Source organism: Promicromonospora sukumoe (assembly GCF_014137995.1).
Taxonomy (GTDB): domain Bacteria; phylum Actinomycetota; class Actinomycetes; order Actinomycetales; family Cellulomonadaceae; genus Promicromonospora; species Promicromonospora sukumoe.
On record NZ_JACGWV010000003.1, the window covers coordinates 629751 to 647217 of the forward strand.

The 17467-nt window shown below is 72.7% G+C and carries 16 protein-coding genes and 3 tRNA genes; 12 read left to right on the forward strand and 7 right to left on the reverse strand.

Annotated elements, in window-relative coordinates; genetic code table 11:
- Position 1 precedes the first annotated feature (1 nt).
- Positions 2-1543, reverse strand: coding sequence for an MFS transporter (locus tag FHX71_RS26800; protein ID WP_246403563.1), 1542 nt, complete (start codon positions 1541-1543; stop codon positions 2-4).
- Positions 1544-1641: 98 nt separating this feature from the next.
- On the opposite strand from FHX71_RS26800, the gene FHX71_RS26805 reads away from it, so the two are divergent.
- Both FHX71_RS26805 and FHX71_RS26810 read left to right on the forward strand, forming a co-directional pair.
- On the forward strand, positions 1642-2265 hold the full coding sequence (locus FHX71_RS26805) for a TetR/AcrR family transcriptional regulator (protein WP_182620528.1): 624 nt from the start codon (positions 1642-1644) through the stop codon (positions 2263-2265).
- Positions 2262-3119, forward strand: coding sequence for an HAD family hydrolase (locus FHX71_RS26810; protein WP_182620529.1), 858 nt, complete (start codon positions 2262-2264; stop codon positions 3117-3119). Before FHX71_RS26805 ends, FHX71_RS26810 begins: the two co-directional genes overlap by 4 nt.
- A 16-nt stretch (positions 3120-3135) precedes the next feature.
- Here FHX71_RS26810 and FHX71_RS26815 read toward each other — a convergent pair whose 3' ends face one another.
- Complete coding sequence (locus FHX71_RS26815; RefSeq protein ID WP_182620530.1) at positions 3136-3993, reverse strand: carbohydrate kinase family protein; 858 nt, start codon at positions 3991-3993, stop codon at positions 3136-3138.
- 54 nt (positions 3994-4047) lie between these two features.
- Positions 4048-5001 carry a sigma-70 family RNA polymerase sigma factor gene (locus FHX71_RS26820; protein ID WP_182620531.1) on the reverse strand — a complete coding sequence of 318 codons (954 nt, stop codon included), beginning with the start codon at positions 4999-5001 and terminating at the stop codon, positions 4048-4050.
- A 95-nt stretch (positions 5002-5096) separates the two neighbouring features.
- Between FHX71_RS26820 and FHX71_RS26825 the strand changes: the two genes are divergently transcribed.
- A complete protein-coding gene (locus FHX71_RS26825; protein ID WP_220490491.1) occupies positions 5097-5627 on the forward strand; it encodes a carboxymuconolactone decarboxylase family protein in 531 nt (176 codons plus the stop codon).
- A 127-nt stretch (positions 5628-5754) separates the two neighbouring features.
- On the opposite strand, the gene rarD is transcribed toward FHX71_RS26825, so the two are convergent.
- Positions 5755-6657 (reverse strand): EamA family transporter RarD, encoded by a 903-nt coding sequence (gene rarD / locus FHX71_RS26830; RefSeq protein ID WP_182620532.1) that lies wholly within the window; start codon positions 6655-6657, stop codon positions 5755-5757.
- Between the two features lie 124 nt (positions 6658-6781).
- Between rarD and FHX71_RS26835 the strand changes: the two genes are divergently transcribed.
- The 7 genes from FHX71_RS26835 to FHX71_RS26865 all read left to right on the forward strand — a co-directional run bounded on the left by FHX71_RS26835 (position 6782) and on the right by FHX71_RS26865 (position 10935).
- Positions 6782-6863 (forward strand) — tRNA-Tyr (locus FHX71_RS26835).
- Between the two features lie 212 nt (positions 6864-7075).
- Positions 7076-7148 (forward strand) — tRNA-Thr (locus FHX71_RS26840).
- 86 nt (positions 7149-7234) lie between these two features.
- A tRNA-Met gene (locus FHX71_RS26845) sits at positions 7235-7308 on the forward strand.
- 87 nt (positions 7309-7395) lie between these two features.
- A complete protein-coding gene (gene rpmG / locus FHX71_RS26850; protein ID WP_013837798.1) occupies positions 7396-7566 on the forward strand; it encodes a 50S ribosomal protein L33 in 171 nt (56 codons plus the stop codon).
- Between the two features lie 24 nt (positions 7567-7590).
- On the forward strand, positions 7591-8076 hold the full coding sequence (locus tag FHX71_RS26855; protein WP_182620533.1) for an FAS1-like dehydratase domain-containing protein: 486 nt from the start codon (positions 7591-7593) through the stop codon (positions 8074-8076).
- Positions 8073-8495 (forward strand): MaoC family dehydratase, encoded by a 423-nt coding sequence (locus FHX71_RS26860; protein WP_182620534.1) that lies wholly within the window; start codon positions 8073-8075, stop codon positions 8493-8495. Before FHX71_RS26855 ends, FHX71_RS26860 begins: the two co-directional genes overlap by 4 nt.
- 151 nt (positions 8496-8646) lie before the next feature.
- The gene (locus FHX71_RS26865; protein ID WP_182620535.1) at positions 8647-10935 is read left to right on the forward strand and encodes an N-acetylmuramoyl-L-alanine amidase; all 2289 of its coding nucleotides are present in this window, start codon (positions 8647-8649) and stop codon (positions 10933-10935) included.
- Positions 10936-11012: 77 nt separating this feature from the next.
- Here the strand turns inward: FHX71_RS26865 and FHX71_RS26870 are convergent, their stop codons facing one another.
- Positions 11013-12359, reverse strand: coding sequence for a C39 family peptidase (locus FHX71_RS26870; protein ID WP_220490492.1), 1347 nt, complete (start codon positions 12357-12359; stop codon positions 11013-11015).
- 92 nt (positions 12360-12451) lie between these two features.
- Entirely contained in the window at positions 12452-13585 is a 1134-nt protein-coding gene (locus FHX71_RS26875) for a LacI family DNA-binding transcriptional regulator (protein ID WP_182620536.1), read from the reverse strand.
- A gap of 111 nt (positions 13586-13696) precedes the next feature.
- Between FHX71_RS26875 and FHX71_RS26880 the strand changes: the two genes are divergently transcribed.
- Positions 13697-14935, forward strand: coding sequence for an MFS transporter (locus FHX71_RS26880; protein WP_182620537.1), 1239 nt, complete (start codon positions 13697-13699; stop codon positions 14933-14935).
- Positions 14936-15091: 156 nt separating this feature from the next.
- Positions 15092-16300 (forward strand): UDP-N-acetylmuramate dehydrogenase, encoded by a 1209-nt coding sequence (locus FHX71_RS26885; protein ID WP_182620538.1) that lies wholly within the window; start codon positions 15092-15094, stop codon positions 16298-16300.
- Positions 16301-16358: 58 nt separating this feature from the next.
- On the opposite strand, the gene FHX71_RS26890 is transcribed toward FHX71_RS26885, so the two are convergent.
- Positions 16359-17396 carry a L,D-transpeptidase family protein gene (locus FHX71_RS26890; protein WP_246403564.1) on the reverse strand — a complete coding sequence of 346 codons (1038 nt, stop codon included), beginning with the start codon at positions 17394-17396 and terminating at the stop codon, positions 16359-16361.
- Positions 17397-17467: the final 71 nt, after the last annotated feature.

Genomic DNA, 17467 nt, shown 5'->3' on the forward strand with positions numbered 1-17467 from the left:
GTCAGCCGACGTGCACCGGCTCCGCGACGCGGTCGGCGTCGCCGGAGCCGGAGCCGGCGCTCGAACCGGAGGCCGAGCCCGCGGCCGGCTCGGTGTGCGAGAGCGACAGGCCCTGACCGCGCCGGCGGAACAGCAGCGCGGAGAGCACCGCGCCGACGGCGAAGAACCCGGCGCCCCACCAGTACGCGGTGGAGTAGCTGGCGATGGCCGCCTGCGCGCCGACGGCCTCGGTCACGGGCGCGTGGGCCACGAGGTAGTCCGCCGCGGCGGTGGCGGCCAGGGTGTTGAGCAGCGCGGTGCCGATCGAGCCGCCCACCTGCTGGCTGGTGTTCACCATGGCCGAGGCGACGCCGGCGAACTGCCGGTCCACGCCCAGCGTGGCGGTCTGCATCGAGGCGGGCATGATCGTGCCCATCGCGAAGCCGAGCACCATCAGGCCCGGCAGGACGTGCGCGGCGTACGTGCTCGACGCGTCCAGGAACGTGAGGTCGATCATGCCGACCACGCCCAGCGTCATGCCGATCGGCACCAGCAGCTTGGGGCCGAACCGCGGCACGAGCAGGTTGGTGCCGAGCTGCGCGGCGAGCACCAGCATCGCGATCATGGGCAGGAACGCCAGGCCGGTCTGGATCGGTGTGTACCCGAGCGTGAGCTGCAGATAGTAGGTGACGAACAGGAAGATGCCGAACATCCCCGCGCCCGCGATCAGCACCGAGAGGTACGCCGCGCCCCGGTTCCGGTCGAGGACGATCGAGAGCGGCAGGAGCGGGTGTGCCGCGCGCGTCTGCCAGACGACGAACGCCACCAGCAGGACGCCCGAGGCGGTGAGCATGCCCCAGGTCAGGGGTGCGCCCCAGCCGCCCGTCTCGGCGTTGGAGAAGCCGTAGACGAGGCCGAACAGCGCGCCGGAGACCAGGAGCGTGCCGGGCACGTCCAGGCGCGGCCGCGGGCCGCTGCGGGCGATGCGCGGGATGTACCGGGCCGCGCCCACCAGGGCGACCGCGGCGATGAACACGTTGATGTAGAGGTTCCAGCGCCAGTCGAGCGAATCGGTGAGCACACCGCCCAGCAGCAGCCCGACGGCGCCGCCGGCACCGGCGATCGCGCCGAAGACGCCGAACGCGCGGGCACGCTCACGCGGGACGGTGAAGGTCGTGGTCAGCACGGCGAGGGCCGTGGGGGCCAGCAGGGCGCCGAACGCGCCCTGGAGCGCGCGGGCGGCCACGAGCAGCTCGAACGAGCCGGCGGCGCCGCCCAGGGCGGAGGCGAGGGCGAACCCGATGAGCCCGACGACGAACGTGCGCTTGCGGCCGATGAGGTCGGAGAGGCGCCCGCCGAGCAGCAGGAGGCTCGCGAAGGAGAGGGAGTAAGCGGTGATGACCCACTGGCGCTGACCGTCGGAGAAGCCGAGGTCGGCCTGTGCGGAGGGGAGGGCGATGTTCACGACGGTCGCGTCGAGCACGACCATCAGCTGTGCGAGCCCGACCACGACGAGCGTGATCCAGCGACGACTGTCCGTCGCAGGGGTTGAAGTCTGGGACATGTCTCCCAGCATATACGGAACTGATCAGTTCCGGATACAGTTAGTTCAGTATTAACCCGCGGGTAAGGTCGGACAGTGCAGAGAGGAGACCGACGGCGATGACGCAAGTCGATCAGGCCGAGGTGAAGCCCCGCCTGGGCCGCAAGAGGGACCACACCCGCGACCCCGAGATCCTGGACGCCGCGCTCGACGTGCTGTCCGAGTCCGGGTACGACGGCATGACCATCGACATGGTGGCCACCCGCGCCAAGGCCGGGAAGGCGACCGTCTACCGGCGGTGGTCGTCCAAGGCCGAGCTCGTGCTCGACGCCGTCGCCTGCATGAAGCAGGGCGAGATCGACCTCGACGACCTGCCCGACACCGGCACGCTGCGGGGAGACCTCGTGGCGATGATCCGGACCCCGAGCATCCGGGACGGTGAGCGCAAGCTCAAGGTCATGGCCGGGATCGTGTCGATGATCGCCCGCAGCCCCGAGCTCGCCGCCGCCGCGCAGGAGGCCCTCGTCGAGCCGCGCGCCCGGGCCAACCGCATCTTCTTCCGCCGCGCCATCGACCGCGGCGAGATCCCGGCAGACGTCGACGTCGAGAAGCTCTGCATCATCGGCCCCGCGCTCGTCTCGTACAACGTGCTCATGCTGGGCCGGCCCGTGGACCGCGACCTCCTCGTCGAGAACATCGACAAGGTCATCCTGCCCGCCGCCGGCATCCGGGCCGAGCCATGACCCGCCTGCCCCGGGTCGTCGCGACCGACCTCGACGGCACCCTCCTGCGCAGCGACGGCAAGGTCTCCGACCGCACCCGCCAGGTCCTCGCCGACCTCGACGCCGCGGGCGTCGAGGTCGTCTTCGTGACCGCCCGCCCGCCGCGCTGGCTCGACCACCTCGCCGACACCGTCGGCGGCCACGGCCGCGTCATCTGCATCGGCGGGGCGTGCGTGCTCGACCTCGCCTCCGGCGAGACCCTGGAGACCTGCGGCTTCGACGACGACGCCGTCCGCGCCGTCGTCGGCGGCATCCGCGCCGTGCTGCCGCACGCCGCGCTCGCGTTCGAGCGGACCGACGGCGTCGCCTTCGACCCCGGCTACCCCAAGCGCGAGCCCGCGCTCGACCCCGGCCTCTGGTCGGTGCCCGTCGAGGACACCCTCGGCGCTCGCGGCCCGGTGTCCAAGATCCTCGCGCTCGACCCCGCGCACGTGCCGCCGCCGGGCGTCTTCACCGACCCGCCGGAGGAGATCCGGCTGGCGCAGGAGGAGTTCTTCGCGGCCGTGCGTACCGCCGTCGGGGAGCACGCGCACCTGGCGTACTCGGGCGCCGTCGGCCTCGCCGAGCTCATGCCGCCCGGCGTCGACAAGGCCGCCGCGCTGGCCCGCTGGTGCGCGCGCCTCGGCGTCGACGCCGCCGACGTCTGGGCCTTCGGCGACATGCCCAACGACCTCCCGATGCTCACCTGGGCGGGCCGCGGCATCGCGGTCGCCAACGCCCACACCGACGTGCTGGCCTGCGCCGACGCCGTGGTCGGCCACCACGACGCCGACGGCGTCGCCGAGGAGCTCGCGACGCTCCTCACCCGCGTCTAGACCTTCGGGTCCGGGTCTAGACCTTCCCGTCCAGCAGCGGGCTCAGGTGGCGCGTGCCCAGGGCGCGCGTCGCCTGGCGTGCCCCGGCCCGGAGGCACTCCGCCGTCCCCGCGCCGCCCAGGTGCGCCGCGAAGAAGCCCGCGAAGAACGCGTCGCCCGCGCCGTTGGTGTCCAGCACCTCCGTGGGCTCCGCCGGCGTCTCGAACCAGCCCTCCGCCGTCCGCGCCACCGCGCCGCGGGCACCCAGCGTGCACACCACGGTGGTCGCGCCCCGCTCCAGCAGCGCCGTCATCAGGGCGCGGTGGTCGTCCGTGCCGTCGTCGTTCAGGAAGACGTACGAGCACGCGTCGGCGAACGGCCGGTGGAACTCGGCGACGCCGTCGTAGTCGTGCAGGTCGGTCCAGAGCGTGGCGCCGCCCGCCACGGCCGCAGGCAGGAGCCCCTGCCCGACGGCGCTCAGGTCCAGCACCACGTGGTCCGCGGCGGTCACGCGCTCGACCGCCGCGGGGTCCGGCTCCGGCGACGTCTCGGGGACGGCGAGGTAGATCGAGAGGCGCTCGCCGGCGTTGGTCATGAGGTTGAGGTGCTGCTCCGACGGTCCGGCCACCCGGCGCGCCAGCACCTCGGTGCCGCCCGCGTGCCCGAGCGCGCCGAGGATCAGGTCCGCCTCCGGGTCGGTCCCGACGTCGGCCACGAGCGTGCCCGCCACCCCGAGGTCGGCCAGGTGCAGGGCCTTGCCGGCGCTCGTGCCGCCCAGCGTGCGGACCGACCCGCGGGCGAACAGGGTGTGCGGCCGCGGGTCGGGCAGGTGGTCGAGCCGGACCATCGTGTTCCACGACGCCGGCCCGGCCACCACGGTGCGAGGAGAGGTCATGCGCACACCCTGCCAGGTCGTGCCTCGGCTCCCACCCCGCGCTGCGCCTCCGGCTCAGCCGAGCAGCAGCACGTGCGCCCCGGCGACCGTGGCCGGGTCGCCCATCATGTCGACGGCCGCGATGTGCCCGTCGTGCACGACGACGGCGAACAGGCCGCGCGGCGTGCCGTCCGGCGCGTACGCGAACCCGATGGAGCCGTCGATGAGTGCGGGCACCGCCCCGCCCGCCCGGCCGCGGAACGCCTGGGCCACGGCCGCCGCCCCGCGCACCTCGCGGGCCAGCAGAGGAGCGCCCCGGTCCGCGGCCTCGGCCGCCGCCGCGAGGGCGGCCTGGTCGGCGCGCAGCACCACGTCCGGCGCGAGCACCGCCAGCAGCCCCGCGAGGTCGCCCGTGCGGGAGGCCAGGAGGAAGGCCTCGACGACCTGCCGGTCCGTCCGATTCCTGACGTCGGCCCGCGGGCCGACGTCAGCCCCGGCGTCGGCGCCCGCCGCCGCGCGGGCCGCCGGGCCGGACTGCACCCGGCGCCGGCCGCGGCTCGCGAGCTGCCGTGCCGCCACGACCGACCGGCCCAGCACGGGCGCGATCTGCTCGTACGGCACCGCGAACAGGTCGTGCAGCATGAACGCGAGCCGCTCGGCCGGGTCCAGGCTCTCCAGGACCACCTGCATCGCCACCCCGACGACGTCGGCCAGCTCGGCCTCGCGGACCGGGTCGGGGGAGGCGTCGTCGAGGATCTCCGGCGCCGTGTCGTCGGGCCGGCCGGACGGCAGCGGGTCCTCCCGGCGGGTCGACCGCGAGCGGAGCATGTCGAGGCAGATCCGGCCGGTGACCGTTGTCAGCCAGCCGGCCAGGTTGTCGATCCCCTCGTCGCCGGTCCGGTTCAGGCGCAGCCAGGCCTCCTGCAGCGCGTCGTCGGCGTCGTCGGGGTTGCCCAGCATGCGGTAGGCCACCGCCCGCAGTCGGGGCCGGTGCTGCTCGAAGGCGAGGGCGAGCTCGTCGGGGGTCATCAGTCACATCCTCGTTCCGGGGGTCGTCAACGGTGTGACGGCGCGCAGAGCGCCGATGTGACAGGCCGGGCCCCGGCCACGACGAGAGGACCGCGATGACCACTGAGACAGCCGCCCAGGACGCGACCCAGCACCTCGACCTCCAGGCCTCCGGTACGCCGCACCTGCGCACCGTGACGTCCCGCATGAAGAACCCGGCGCTGATCGTGCCGGGCGCCGCCAAGGCGCTCGCCGAGCTGGGACAGATGGCCCAGGGGCAGGGCGTCCCCGCGAGCACGCTCGAGGTGGTGCACCTGCGCGTCAGCCAGATCAACGGCTGCGGCTGGTGCATCGAGTACGGCATGCGGCAGGCCCGCAAGGCCGGGGAGTCGGAGGACCGCCTCGCGTCCGTCGCCGCCTGGCGCGAGTCGCCCTACCTCAGCGAGGCCGAGTGCGCGGCGCTCGAGCTCGCCGAGGCGATGACCCGCCTGGCCGACAGCGCCGAGGGGGTGCCCGACGCCGTCTGGGCCCGCGCCGCGGAGCACTGGGACGAGGAGGCGCTCGCGGCCCTGGTCCTGCACATCGGCGTCACCAACGTGTTCAACCGACTGAACGTGGCCGTCCGCCAGATCCCGGGCACCTGGTAACCCCTCGTTGAGTGCTGGGTATTCGCCCTTTTTCGTGCGCGAGAAGGGCGAATACCCAGCACTCAACGAGCCTGGCGGGGTAGGCGGGCGAGCCTGGCCGGGCAGGCGGGGTGGTCGGGTCGCGGGGTCAGGCCTGGCCCAGGCGCGGGGCCCTGCGGGCCTGGCGGACGCCGTCGACCGTGAGCAGGATCAGCGCGAGCCAGACCAGCGCGAAACCGGCCCAGCGGGCGGGCGGCATGTGTTCCGCGAAGACGAGCAGGCCCACGAGGAACTGCAGGACCGGCGCGAGGTACTGCAGCATGCCGACCACGGACAGGGGCAGGCGCCGGGCGGCGGCGCCGAACAGGAGCAGGGGCAGCGCGGTCACGATGCCGGCCGACATGAGCAGCAGCGCGTGCCCGCCGCCCTCGCTCGTGAACGTGCCCGAGCTGCCGAGCCAGACGAGGTAGGCCAGAGCGAACGGGGTGGCGACCGCCGTCTCGACGGCCAGGCCGGGCAGCGCCGGGACGGTGCGGCCCACGCGGTTCTTCACGAGCCCGTAGAGGCCGAACGAGAGCGCCAGGCACAGCGAGATCCACGGCAGTCCGCCGAGCCCGGTGGACAGCACGACGACGGACGCCGCGCCGCACGCGATCGCGACCCACTGCACGGGCCGCAGCCGCTCGCGCAGCACCAGCACGCCGAGCAGCACGGTGACGATCGGGTTGATGAAGTAGCCCAGAGCGGCGTCGAGCACGCGGTCGCTGAGCACGGCGTACACGTACACGACCCAGTTGACGACGATCAGGGCCGCCGCGACGGCGAACGTGCCCAGGAGGCGCGGCGACCGCAGTGCCGTGCGGAAGTCGCGCAGCTGGCGCCGGGCCGCCAGCGCGATCAGGCAGAAGAGCAGGCTCCACACGATGCGGTGGGCCACGATCTCCAGGGGCCCTGCCGGCTCCAGCAGCGGGAAGAACAACGGCATCCCGCCCCAGAGCAGGTAGGCGCCGATGCCGAGGGGGAGGCCCCAGCGATCCTGTTGTTGTGTCACGGCGTCACGATAGATCTCGGGCGCTCGTGCGGGCCGCGGATGTGCTGTGGGGCTCGTCACCAGGCGGGACCCGTTTTCGATTTCTCGCTGACGCCGTCGGGAGGCTATGCTCGGCTCCGTTCACGGCTGGTTGCCCGAGCGGCCAAAGGGATCTGACTGTAAATCAGACGGCTCAGCCTTCGGGGGTTCGAATCCCTCACCAGCCACGTGAAGCACAGCAGGGCGTGACCGGCGATTCGCCGGTCACGCCCTGTTTCGTTCCCGGCCTCGCGTCGGTGCACGGGGTGTCGAGCAGGGGAGATCGGCCCGGTTTTCGGCCCGACCACCAGGTCCGGACGAGGCTCGCGACCCGCGCGGCGCACCTCACACCCGATTCGATTTCACGCCAGGCCGGAGGGCATGTAGAGTCTTCCTCGCCGCCCCGATAGCTCAGTCGGCAGAGCGTCTCCATGGTAAGGAGAAGGTCAAGGGTTCGATTCCCTTTCGGGGCTCTGTGATCGACGCGGGGTCGTCCGCCCACCTCACCGGTTCGCCGGCAGGGGAGCAACGGCGGACGGCCTCGCGTTCAGTCACGCGCGGCGGGGTAGCTCAGCTGGTCAGAGCGCACGACTCATAATCGTGAGGTCGCGGGTTCGAGCCCCGCCCTCGCTACCGAAGCAAGTACATCCGTTCGGCGTCCTGTGCCGGACGACGAGAAGACACATGGCGCCTCCCTCTCGAGGCGCGGAGGTGAGAGCCATGGCAAGCAAGAGCGCGGATGTCCGCCCGAAGATCACGCTGGCATGCGTGGACTGCAAGGAGCGGAACTACATCACGAAGAAGAACCGGCGTAACGACCCGGACCGCCTGGAGCTGGCGAAGTTCTGCCCGCGCTGCGGCAAGCACACGTCGCACCGCGAGACTCGCTGAGTCTCGTAGCGAGCTCACACCGACGTGGCGAACGCTGATTTCGAGGGCCGGGTCTACCCGGCCGACGCCCCCTACTCCGTAGGTCGCGAGAAGATCCGCGAGTTCGCCGTTGCCGTCGGTGCCAAGCACCCCGCGCACCACGAACTCGTGGCGGCGCGGGGTTTGGGCTATCCGGACCTGGTCGCCCCGCCCACGTTCGCCGTGGTCGTGGCGCAGCGCACCGAGTCGCAGTACATCAGCGACCCCGAGGCCGACATCGACTTCTCCCGCGTGGTCCACGCGGACGAGCGCTTCACGCACCACCGCCCGATCGTCGCCGGCGACGAGCTGACGACGGTGCTGCACGTGGACCGCGTCGTCTCCCGCGGGATGATCAGCATGGTGACCACGCGCTGCGAGATCTACGCGATGCCGCAGCAGGTTGAGGTGCCGTCGCCCGAGGCGGAGTCCCCGGGCGAGCACGTCGCCACGGTCGTCTCCACGCTGGCCATCCGAGGTGAGGACGCATGAGCCGCCCCGACATCGCGACGCTCTCCGTCGGCGACGTGATCGGCAGCCGCACCGTCACCTTCGACCGTGCGGCCCTGGTCCGGTACGCGGGCGCCAGCGGCGACCTGAACCCGATCCACTGGAACGACAAGTTCGCGAAGTCCGCGGGCCTGCCCGGCGTCATCGCGCACGGCATGCTCACCATGGGCTCCGTCGTCGGCCTGGTCGAGGACTGGGCGGGCGACCCGGGCGCCGTCGTCGACTACCAGACGCGGTTCACCAAGCCCGTCGAGGTGCCCAACCCGGGCACCGCCCTGATCGAGGTCGTGGGCACGGTGGGCGTGGTCGACGCCGAGGCCGGCACGGTCCGCGTGGACCTCGCCGTCACGGTCGACGGGGCCAAGGTCCTGGGCCGCACCCAGGTGCTCGTCCGGCTCTGACGCCGACGTCGCTGCCCCGTCCCGGCCGCGCGCACCCGGAGCTGGTTGCCCGGGTAACCATTTTTTAACCCGCCAGGCCTTCTCCTGCGCACCCTGATCGGGTGTGATTCTCTCGTCCGGAGTTGTACGGACCCGACGAGAGGAACTCCGCGTGACGTCATCACGACGTATCACAGCCCTGGCCACGGCGGCCGGGGTGCTCTTTCCGCTCATCCCGCTCTCGGCGGCGGCCGCCGCCCCCACGGTGACCGTGCCCGCCGACGACGTCGTCGCCTGTGCTCCCGTACTGGCCGCCGGCTCCCTCGACGAGGCGTTCGCCGCGGCGGCCGAGGTCACGGCGGTCCCCGAGGACCTGCTCAAGGCCGTGTCGTACCTGGAGTCCCGCTGGGACCAGCACGCCGGCCAGGTCAGCGCCGACGGCGGCTACGGCGTGTTCAACCTCGCCGGTGGAGAGGGCCTCGCGCACGCGCGCGGCGACGGGCTGCCGCTGTCCGCGATCAACGACAAGTCGGGCCCCACCCGCGAGGGCACCGCCGAGCTCACCCGGGCCGCGGCCCTGACGGGCCTCGACGAGGAGACCCTGCGGACCGACGCGCGGGCCAACGTCTGCGGCGGCGCCGCCCTTCTGGCGTCGTACCGAGCCCAGTCGGTGCGCGACGGCGCGGCCACCGAGCCGGCCGACGTTGCAGCAGCGGCCGGCGCCAAGAGCGTCGCCACCACGCCTGACGACCTCAGCACCTGGGAGGACGCCGTGTCCCGCATGAGCGACATCGAGGGCTTCGCGGCCGGCGTCTGGAAGACGCTGCGCGACGGCGCGGGGACCACCACCCCCGCGGACGGCGCGGTGATCCTCACGGCCAACCCGGACGTCGTCGTCCCGAAGACGGCGGGAACGAGCGACCCCGAGGCGGACTGCCCCGACGACCTGGGCTGCGAGTGGCTCCCCGCCCCGTACGCGAAGGGCTCGCCGGACCTCCCCGAGAACACGGGCGACTACGGCAACCACGACCAGGCCGACCGCACCGGCGCGGGCGGCCCGTCGATCGACTACATCCTGATCCACGACACCGAGACGGCCTACCAGCCGTCGGTGAACCTGGTGCAGGACCCGACCTACCTGGCGTGGAACTACACGCTGCGGTCCTCGGACGGGCACGTCGCCAACCACCTCGACCCGGCCGACGTCGGCTGGCACGCGGGCAACTGGTTCATGAACATGCACTCGATCGGCCTGGAGCACGAGGGCTGGGCGGGCACGGGCGGCTGGTACACGGAGGCCATGTACCGGTCGTCGGCCGCGCTCGTGCGGCACCTCGCGGCGGAGCACGACATCCCGCTCGACCGCGCCCATATCGTGGGGCACGACCAGGTGCCGGGCATCCTGCCGGGCTACACCAAGAACGTGCACTGGGACCCGGGCCCGTACTGGGACTGGGACCACTACTTCGAGCTGCTGGGCGCCCCGATCGGCGGCGACCTGGAGGCGACGACGGACGTCGCGCCGGGCGACGTCGTCGAGGTGCGCACCGGGTACGCCGAGAACCCGAACGTGGTGACGGGCTGCGAGGAGGCGTCGCCGACCTCGGGCGACTGCGTCGAGGGCGCGGGCACCAACTTCCGCTACCTGTACCAGGAGCCCGCGGAGGACGCCGCGCTGGCCAAGGACCCGGGCTGGAAGCCGGACGGCGCCGACGGCTCGACGTACGCGAGCGACGTGAGCGCGCGCGTGCAGTCCGGGCACAAGCTCGTCGTGGACCGGGTCGAGGGCGACTGGCTCGGCGTGTGGTGGGCCGGCTCGCTGGTCTGGCTGCACAACCCGGCCGACCGGCCGGTGGTCGTGCCGTCGACGGCGCAGACCGTCACCGTCGCGGGCGACGCCCCGGCGCCGGTCTTCGGCCGGGCCTACCCGGAGGCCGCCGCCTACGAGGCGTTCCCGGACGTGCCGGTGCAGGAGGTGACGCCCATCGAGTACACGGTCGGCGTCGGCCAGACGTACGCCGTGGCCGACGACCACGTGGCCGCCGACTACTACCGAGCCACCACGTTCGACGGCTCGGGACCGGGCGACCGCACGGTCGTGCGGGGCGACGACGTCTACTACCAGGTGTGGCTGGCGCACCGCCTCGTGTACGTCAACGCGGCCGACGTCGAGCTGCACGACCCGGTGGTCGCCGACGTGACCAGACCGTCGACCAGGGGCAAGGCCAAGGTGGGGCGCGTGCTGACCGCCGAGGTCGGCACCTACCTGCCCGACGACGTCGACGTCGTGTCCTACCGCTGGCTGCGCGACGGCGAGCCGGTGCGCTGGGCGATCGGCCCGCGATACCTGGTCACGGGCCGCGACCGGGGCACCGACCTCACGGTCGAGGTGAAGGTAGCCGCGGACGGCTACACCCCGGCGTCGTACACCTCCGACCCCGTCTCGGTCCCCCGCCGCTAGACCGCTCGCTGAGTGCGGGATATTCGCCCTTCTGCCGAGCAGAAAAGGGCGAAGATCCCGCACTCAGCGAACGCTGGTCACCAGTTCGGGGTGGCTCCCGGGAGGTTGCGGGGGAGCTTCACGTCCTTCGGGTGGTAGACGTACGTGATGCCGTCGGTCGACGTCTGCCACACACGCTCGAAGTTCTCCCGCGTGTACACCGAGCGCACGGCCTCGTTGCTCGCCTTGTTCGGGTCGTTGATGATCGGGTCGCCGTCGGCCGTGAACCCGACCAGGGTGACGAGGTGCCCGTTGGTGCCGTACCCGGCCTCGGGCATCTCCTCCTCCTCGAAGCTGATCGACATGATCAGCGGGATGCCGGCCGCGACGAACTTCTCGGCCTCGGCGAGCGAGCGGAGCCGCGTGACGAAGGACTCCAGGCCGAACGTGCTCGCGTACGCCGCGTTGAACGGCCAGTTGCCGGCGCCCTCGTACGTGTAGTCCCAGGTGCGCATCGCGGCGTAGTCGACCTGCGGGTCGCCGTTCGGCGCCTCGATCCCCTCCAGCTCGGAGTCCGGGACCTCGCGCCCGTAGAAGTAGAGCACCATGGACGACGACGTCGGCGAGCACCACACCTGACCGCCGCCCCCGAACTCGGGGTACTCGCCGCGGTGGATGTTCTGGCTGAACCGCGGCACGTCGAGCTCGACCGCCCGTCCGAGCGTGAAGTCGCTCGTGCCCGTGTAGTGCGCGTCGGGCAGGTACTCGTTGGTCATCGTGCTCAGGGCGTCGAGCCGCGGCGACACCCGTGCGCCCTCAGGCCGGTACAGCGTGGCCCGGGTCTGGTACGCGTCCGGCTCGTGCCCCGACTTCGCGACGAACGTGTCGGTGAACAGGTACGCGTCCGCGTCGGTCTGGCCGTTCACCGAGGTGCGGTGGATGTCGCCCGCGCGGCCGTTCGCGGGGGCGAACTCGTCGCCCGACGCCCAGCGCGCCATCACGAACCACTTGGTCCAGGTCCCGTCGGCCTTGCGCCCCCGGAACTCGACCTCCACCCAGGTGCCCGTGGGCGTGTCCGCGTTCCACGAGCTGATGGACTCGTCGATCGCGTACCCGGCCTCGATCACGGGCGAGGTCCAGCGGCCCGTGTCGTAGCTGACGGGCGTGCCGTCGCCGAACGGGTCCGTGTACTCGACGGTCTCGCCGGCCCCGCGCAGCACGAGCCCGCTCTTGGCGCCCGGCCGGAGGTTCGAGGTCTTCCCGTCACGGAAGTCGCGCACCCCGTCCCAGGTGGTCAGCGTGATCTGGTTGTCCGACGACGCCGCGCCCTGACCGGGCGTGCTCGCCGCCGGAGCGGCTCCCGCCGCGACTCCTGCCTGCACCACAAGTGCTCCCGTCGCCGCCAGAGCGAACACCGTGGTCCGCAGTCCTCTTCGTATCGACATGCCAGCTCCTCGTTGAGTGCGGGATATCTGTTGGTCCGGCCGCCGTGCGGGCACAAATATCCCGCACTCAGCGAGCTGGGGGTACGAAAGTGTCAGGGCAGGGCGCTGAGGTCCGGGACCGGGCCCGTCGTCGTGCCCTCGACGAGGCTCACGGGCAGGCTCACCGACTCGGGCTCCTCGCCGGCCAGCAGCGCGATGACGGCGAGGCCGAGCGCACGGCCCTTCTCGACCAGCGGCTGGTGCACGCTGGTGAGCACGTCGGGGGAGAGCCAGGGCAGGTCGAGCCCGTCGAAGCCGGCCACCGACACGTCCTCGGGCACGCGCAGGCCGAGCTCGCGGGCGGCGATCACGGCACCGGCGGCGAGCAGGTCGGAGTGGGCGATGATCGCCGTCGGCCGGTCCCGCGCGGGCGCCCACTCGGAGAGGATCTCGGTCGCGGCGTCGCGCCCGTGCTCCACGAGCGAGGCGGGCGTCTCCCACGACATGACCGGCTCGATGACGTCGCGCACGCCGGCCAGGCGGTTGCGGGTGGGCGTGCGCTCCGCGGCGGCGAGCCGTTCGGCGTCCACGAGCCCGGACCGCTCGTCCCGCCCGAACGGCAGCGCGATCTCGGCGATCCGCGTGTGGCCCAGCTCGACGAGGTGGCGCACCGCCTCCGCGGCGCCTCGCCGGTCGTCGACGCCGACCACGGGCACGCCGGGCACCTCGTGCCCCTCGCCGATCACCACGGGCACGCCCCGGCGCTGGAGCGCCGCGAGGTTCGGGTCGCCCTCCAGGATGCCCCACACCAGCACGGCGACGTCCATCGCCGCGGCCTCGACCAGCGGGTCGACGGCGGGCGGCAGCCCGGCCTCGGCGGCGAGGCCGACGGACTGCGCCGTCGCGCCCTGCGGCATCCCGGGGACGAGCAGCACACCGAGGCCCTGCTCGCCGATCGCGGAGACCAGGCCGTGCAGCACCTGCGTCGAGACCGGGTCGCGGAACGACCGGCCGAGCTGGTCGCCGATCACCACGCCCACGATGCCGGAGCGGCCCGACCGGAGCTGCCGCCCCAGCGGGTTGGGCCCGGAGTACTCGAGCTCGCGCGCGGCGGCGAGCACCTTCTCCCGGGTCTCGGGCGTGATCGGTCCGGCGCCGGAGAAGGCGAGCGACGCGGTGGACACGGAGACACCTGCCAGCTCGGCGACCTTCGCGAGGGTCGGTCGGCCAACGGTCTGGCGGTTCATCGCGGTTCCTCTTCTCGCATCGGGCACCGGTGGTGCAGGACCCGGGAATCTGCTGGGCTGATCCCAGATTGTGGCTTACGGTCGGGAGATTCAATCGCACCAAGGAGTTCCGTGCCTACTGCACACGCCGCCGCCCGCGCGGTCTTCGTCGTCTTTGCGGCCAGCGGGTTCGCGTTCGCGAGCTGGGCGTCGCGCCTCCCGGCGGTCCGGGACGGCCTCGGTTTCTCCGAGCAGGAGATGGGCATCCTGCTGCTGACGGGCTCCATCGGCTCGGTCGCGGCGATCCCCCTGTCGGGCCTGGTCGCGGAGCGGTTCGGCACCGCGCGGACCGTCCTGACGTTCGCGGGCCTGCTGGTGGCCGGCCTCGCCGTCGCCGGGTACGGCGTCGCCACGGACCAGCACCTCGCGGTGCGCAGCGGCCTGATCCTGTTCGGCGTCGGCGCCGGGGTGTGGGACGCCGCGATGAACCTGGAGGGCGCGGCCGTGGAGCAGCGGCTCGGGCGCGCCGTCATGCCGATCTTCCACGCCGGGTTCTCGTTCGGCACCGTGATCGGCGCGGGCATCGGCGCCGTGGTGGCCACCGCGGGCGTCCCGGTCGTCTGGCACATCGTGGCCGCGGGGCTCGTCGCGCTCGTGTCCGTGGTGATCGCCACGCGGTTCTTCACGCCGCGCGCCGTCGTGGCGGCCCTGCCGGACGGCGCACCCGGGGCGGGCAGCGCGGACGGCGCCGACCCCGCCGAGGTCACGCCGCCGCCGTCGGGCCTGGCCGGGCTGCTGGCCGCCTGGCGCGAGCCGCGCACCCTGGCGATCGGCCTCGTGGTGCTCAGCGCGGCCCTCACGGAGGGTGTCGCCAACGACTGGGTGAGCCTCGCGGTCGTGGACGGGTTCGGCACCTCCGACGGCATGGGCGCCGTCGGCCTCGCCGTCTTCCTCACCGCGATGACGACGGCCCGCCTCGCCGGGACGCGCGCCATCGACCGCTACGGACGGGTGCCGGTGCTCGTGCTCTCGGCGACGCTCGCCTTCGTGGGAGTGCTGACGTTCTCCCTGGTCCCGGTCCTGTGGCTGGCGCTCGTCGGCGTGGGCCTGTGGGGTCTCGGCGCCGCGATGGGCTTCCCGATGGGCATGAGCGCTGCGTCCGACGAGCCGCGCCGGGCCGCGATGCGGGTGGCCGCCGTCTCGACCATCGGGTACACCGCGTTCTTCGTGGGGCCGCCGCTGATCGGGTTCGTCGCGCACGCGACGGGCTACCGCCTGGCGGTGCTCGTGCTCCTGGTCCCCATGGTGCTCGGCCTCGTCGTCGCGCGCTCCGTCCGGCCGCTGCCGACGGCGGCAGGTGTGAAGAGGTAGCGAGGACTGCGGCGCCGGGTTCGCGCAGGCCAGACTGCGGAAAACGGGCACTGAACACGTCCGCCGACACCAAAAGGTTCCAGAAATGGCAGACATCACCCACGCCATGTCGAAGATGTGCACAAATCCCACGCGGCGGGTAGATAGGCTTGCACGGTGAGCCCATACCCGGCAGACACCGTCCAGGCACAAGCGGTGGTCCCCAGCCTCGCCGACCTCACCACTCTGCGAGTGGGTGGACCGGCTGCCTCGTACGTGGAGGCCGAGGAAGAGGCCACGATGATCGAGGCGGTGACCGCCGCCGACGACGCCGGCGTGCCGCTGCTCGTCGTGGGCGGTGGCTCGAACCTGCTGGTGGCCGACGAGGGTTTCGACGGCGTCGTCGTGCGCGACGTCCGGACCGGGATCAGCGTCGAGTCGGACGACACCTGCGGCGGCGCCGTCGTGAGCGCCCCCGCCGGACAGAACTGGGACGCGCTCGTCGAGCGCGCCGTCGACGAGGGCTGGGTGGGCGTCGAGTCCCTGTCGGGCATCCCGGGGACGGTCGGCGCGGCCCCCGTGCAGAACATCGGCGCGTACGGCCAGGAGCTCTCGGGCGTGGTCTCGCTGGTCCGCACCTGGGACCGCGGCGACCGCAGGGTGCGCACCTTCGCCGTCGGCGAGCTGGGCTTCGGGTACCGCACGTCGCTGCTCAAGAAGTCCATGCACAGCGAGGGGCGCGAGGGCATCCGGGGCGAGGGCGACCCGCGGGCCCCCTGGTACCCGTCGCCGCGCTACGTGGTGCTCAGCGTCCAGTTCCAGTTCCGGCTCGGCACGCTGTCCGCGCCGGTCGGCTACGGGGAGCTGGCCCGCCGCCTCGGCGTCGACGTCGGGCAGCGCGCCCCGATGAAGGACGTCCGCGAGACCGTGCTGGGCCTGCGCGGCGGCAAGGGCATGCTGCTCGACCGCCCGGGCTTCGCCGGCGAGCCGGACCACGACCGCTGGAACTCGGGCTCGTTCTTCACCAACCCCGTGATCCCCGTGGAGCACCTGGAGCACCTGCCTGAGGACGCCCCGCGCTACCCGGTGCGCTCCGCGACGCCGGAGACGACCACCGGCCCGAGCCTCGGCGCCATCGACCCGGCCCTGGTCAAGACCAGCGCCGCCTGGCTGATCGAGCACGCCGGCTTCGCCAAGGGCTTCGGCCTGGCGGGGGAGCACAGCCCGGCCCGGCTCTCGACCAAGCACACGCTGGCGATGACCAACCGCGGCGGCGCCCGCACCGAGGACGTCATCGCGCTGGCCCGCGCGGTGCGCGACGGCGTCCGCGACCGGTTCGGCGTGACCCTGGTCCCGGAGACCGTCCTGGTGGGCGTCTCCCTCTAGCAATCCCCGACGTGTCAGACGCTCAGGTCCCTCCGGGGACCTGAGCGTCTGACACGTTCTAGTAGACGACCACCGGCGTGCCCGACGGCGCGCCCCAGGTGTCCCAGATCCAGTCCATCGCGCCGTTCGACACCCGCACGCAGCCGTGCGACGCCGGGAACGCCGGCACCGACGCCGAGCCGTGCACCGCGATGCCGCCCGTGAAGAACTTGGGGCGCCACATGTCGCCGAGCTCCAGGCCCGACGCGTACATCCGGTTCTCCTCGCGGTACACCGCGAACGACCCGCGCGGCGTGTACGCCGTGTACGTGTTGCCCTTGGCCTCGTACGTCTCCCCGTTGCCGGACGACGCGTTGATGACCTTGACGACCTTGCCGTTCTCGACGGCGAGCACGAGCTGCCGGTCGATGTCGATCTCCAGCACCTTGCCCGACGACGTCTGCGGCTTGGGCACCACGCCCTTGTCCGCCGCGGCCTGCGTGGCGTCGCCGACGACGCCGTCCCGGTACAGGCCCCCGGCCTTCTGCAGCGCGAACACGGCCTGCTGCGTCTCGCCGCCGTAGGACTTGTCGACGGAGCTCACGAAGTAGCCGAGGTCCTGCAGCCGCTGCTGCAGCTTGCCCACGCGGTTGCTGACCTCGCCGTACTCGATGTTGTCGGGCTCCTCCGGCTCGTCGTCCTTCGAGCCCTTGCCCTGGTCGTCCTTGCCGTCCTTGCCGTCCTGCGACTCGCCCTTGTCGCCGTCGCCCTTACCGTCACCCTTGCCGTCGTCCGCGCCCGAGCCGTCGCCCGCGCCGTCCGACCCGTCGGCGGAGTCGTCGCCCGAACCCTCGCTCGCGCTCTCGGACGGCGAGGCGCTCAGCCCCGGCTCCTCGGACGGCGCGCTCGCGCTCGGCTCCGGGCTCGGCGAGCCCTCCGGCGTCGCGGACGGGCTCGGTGAGCTCGTCGTCCGGTCCGCGTCCGCGGGCGGTTCCTGGTCCTCGCCGCACCCGGACAGCAGGGTCGCCGCCAGTGCTACCGCGCCCAGGGTGCCCACCACTCTTCTGCCCACGACCGACGTGCCCCCGTGGATCGACCTACCGTGCAGAACCCGCATCGTGACTCCTCCTCGACCGCGCCCGCTGGGGTGGCGCGATACCGCACACACGGGACGACGCCGTCCCCCCG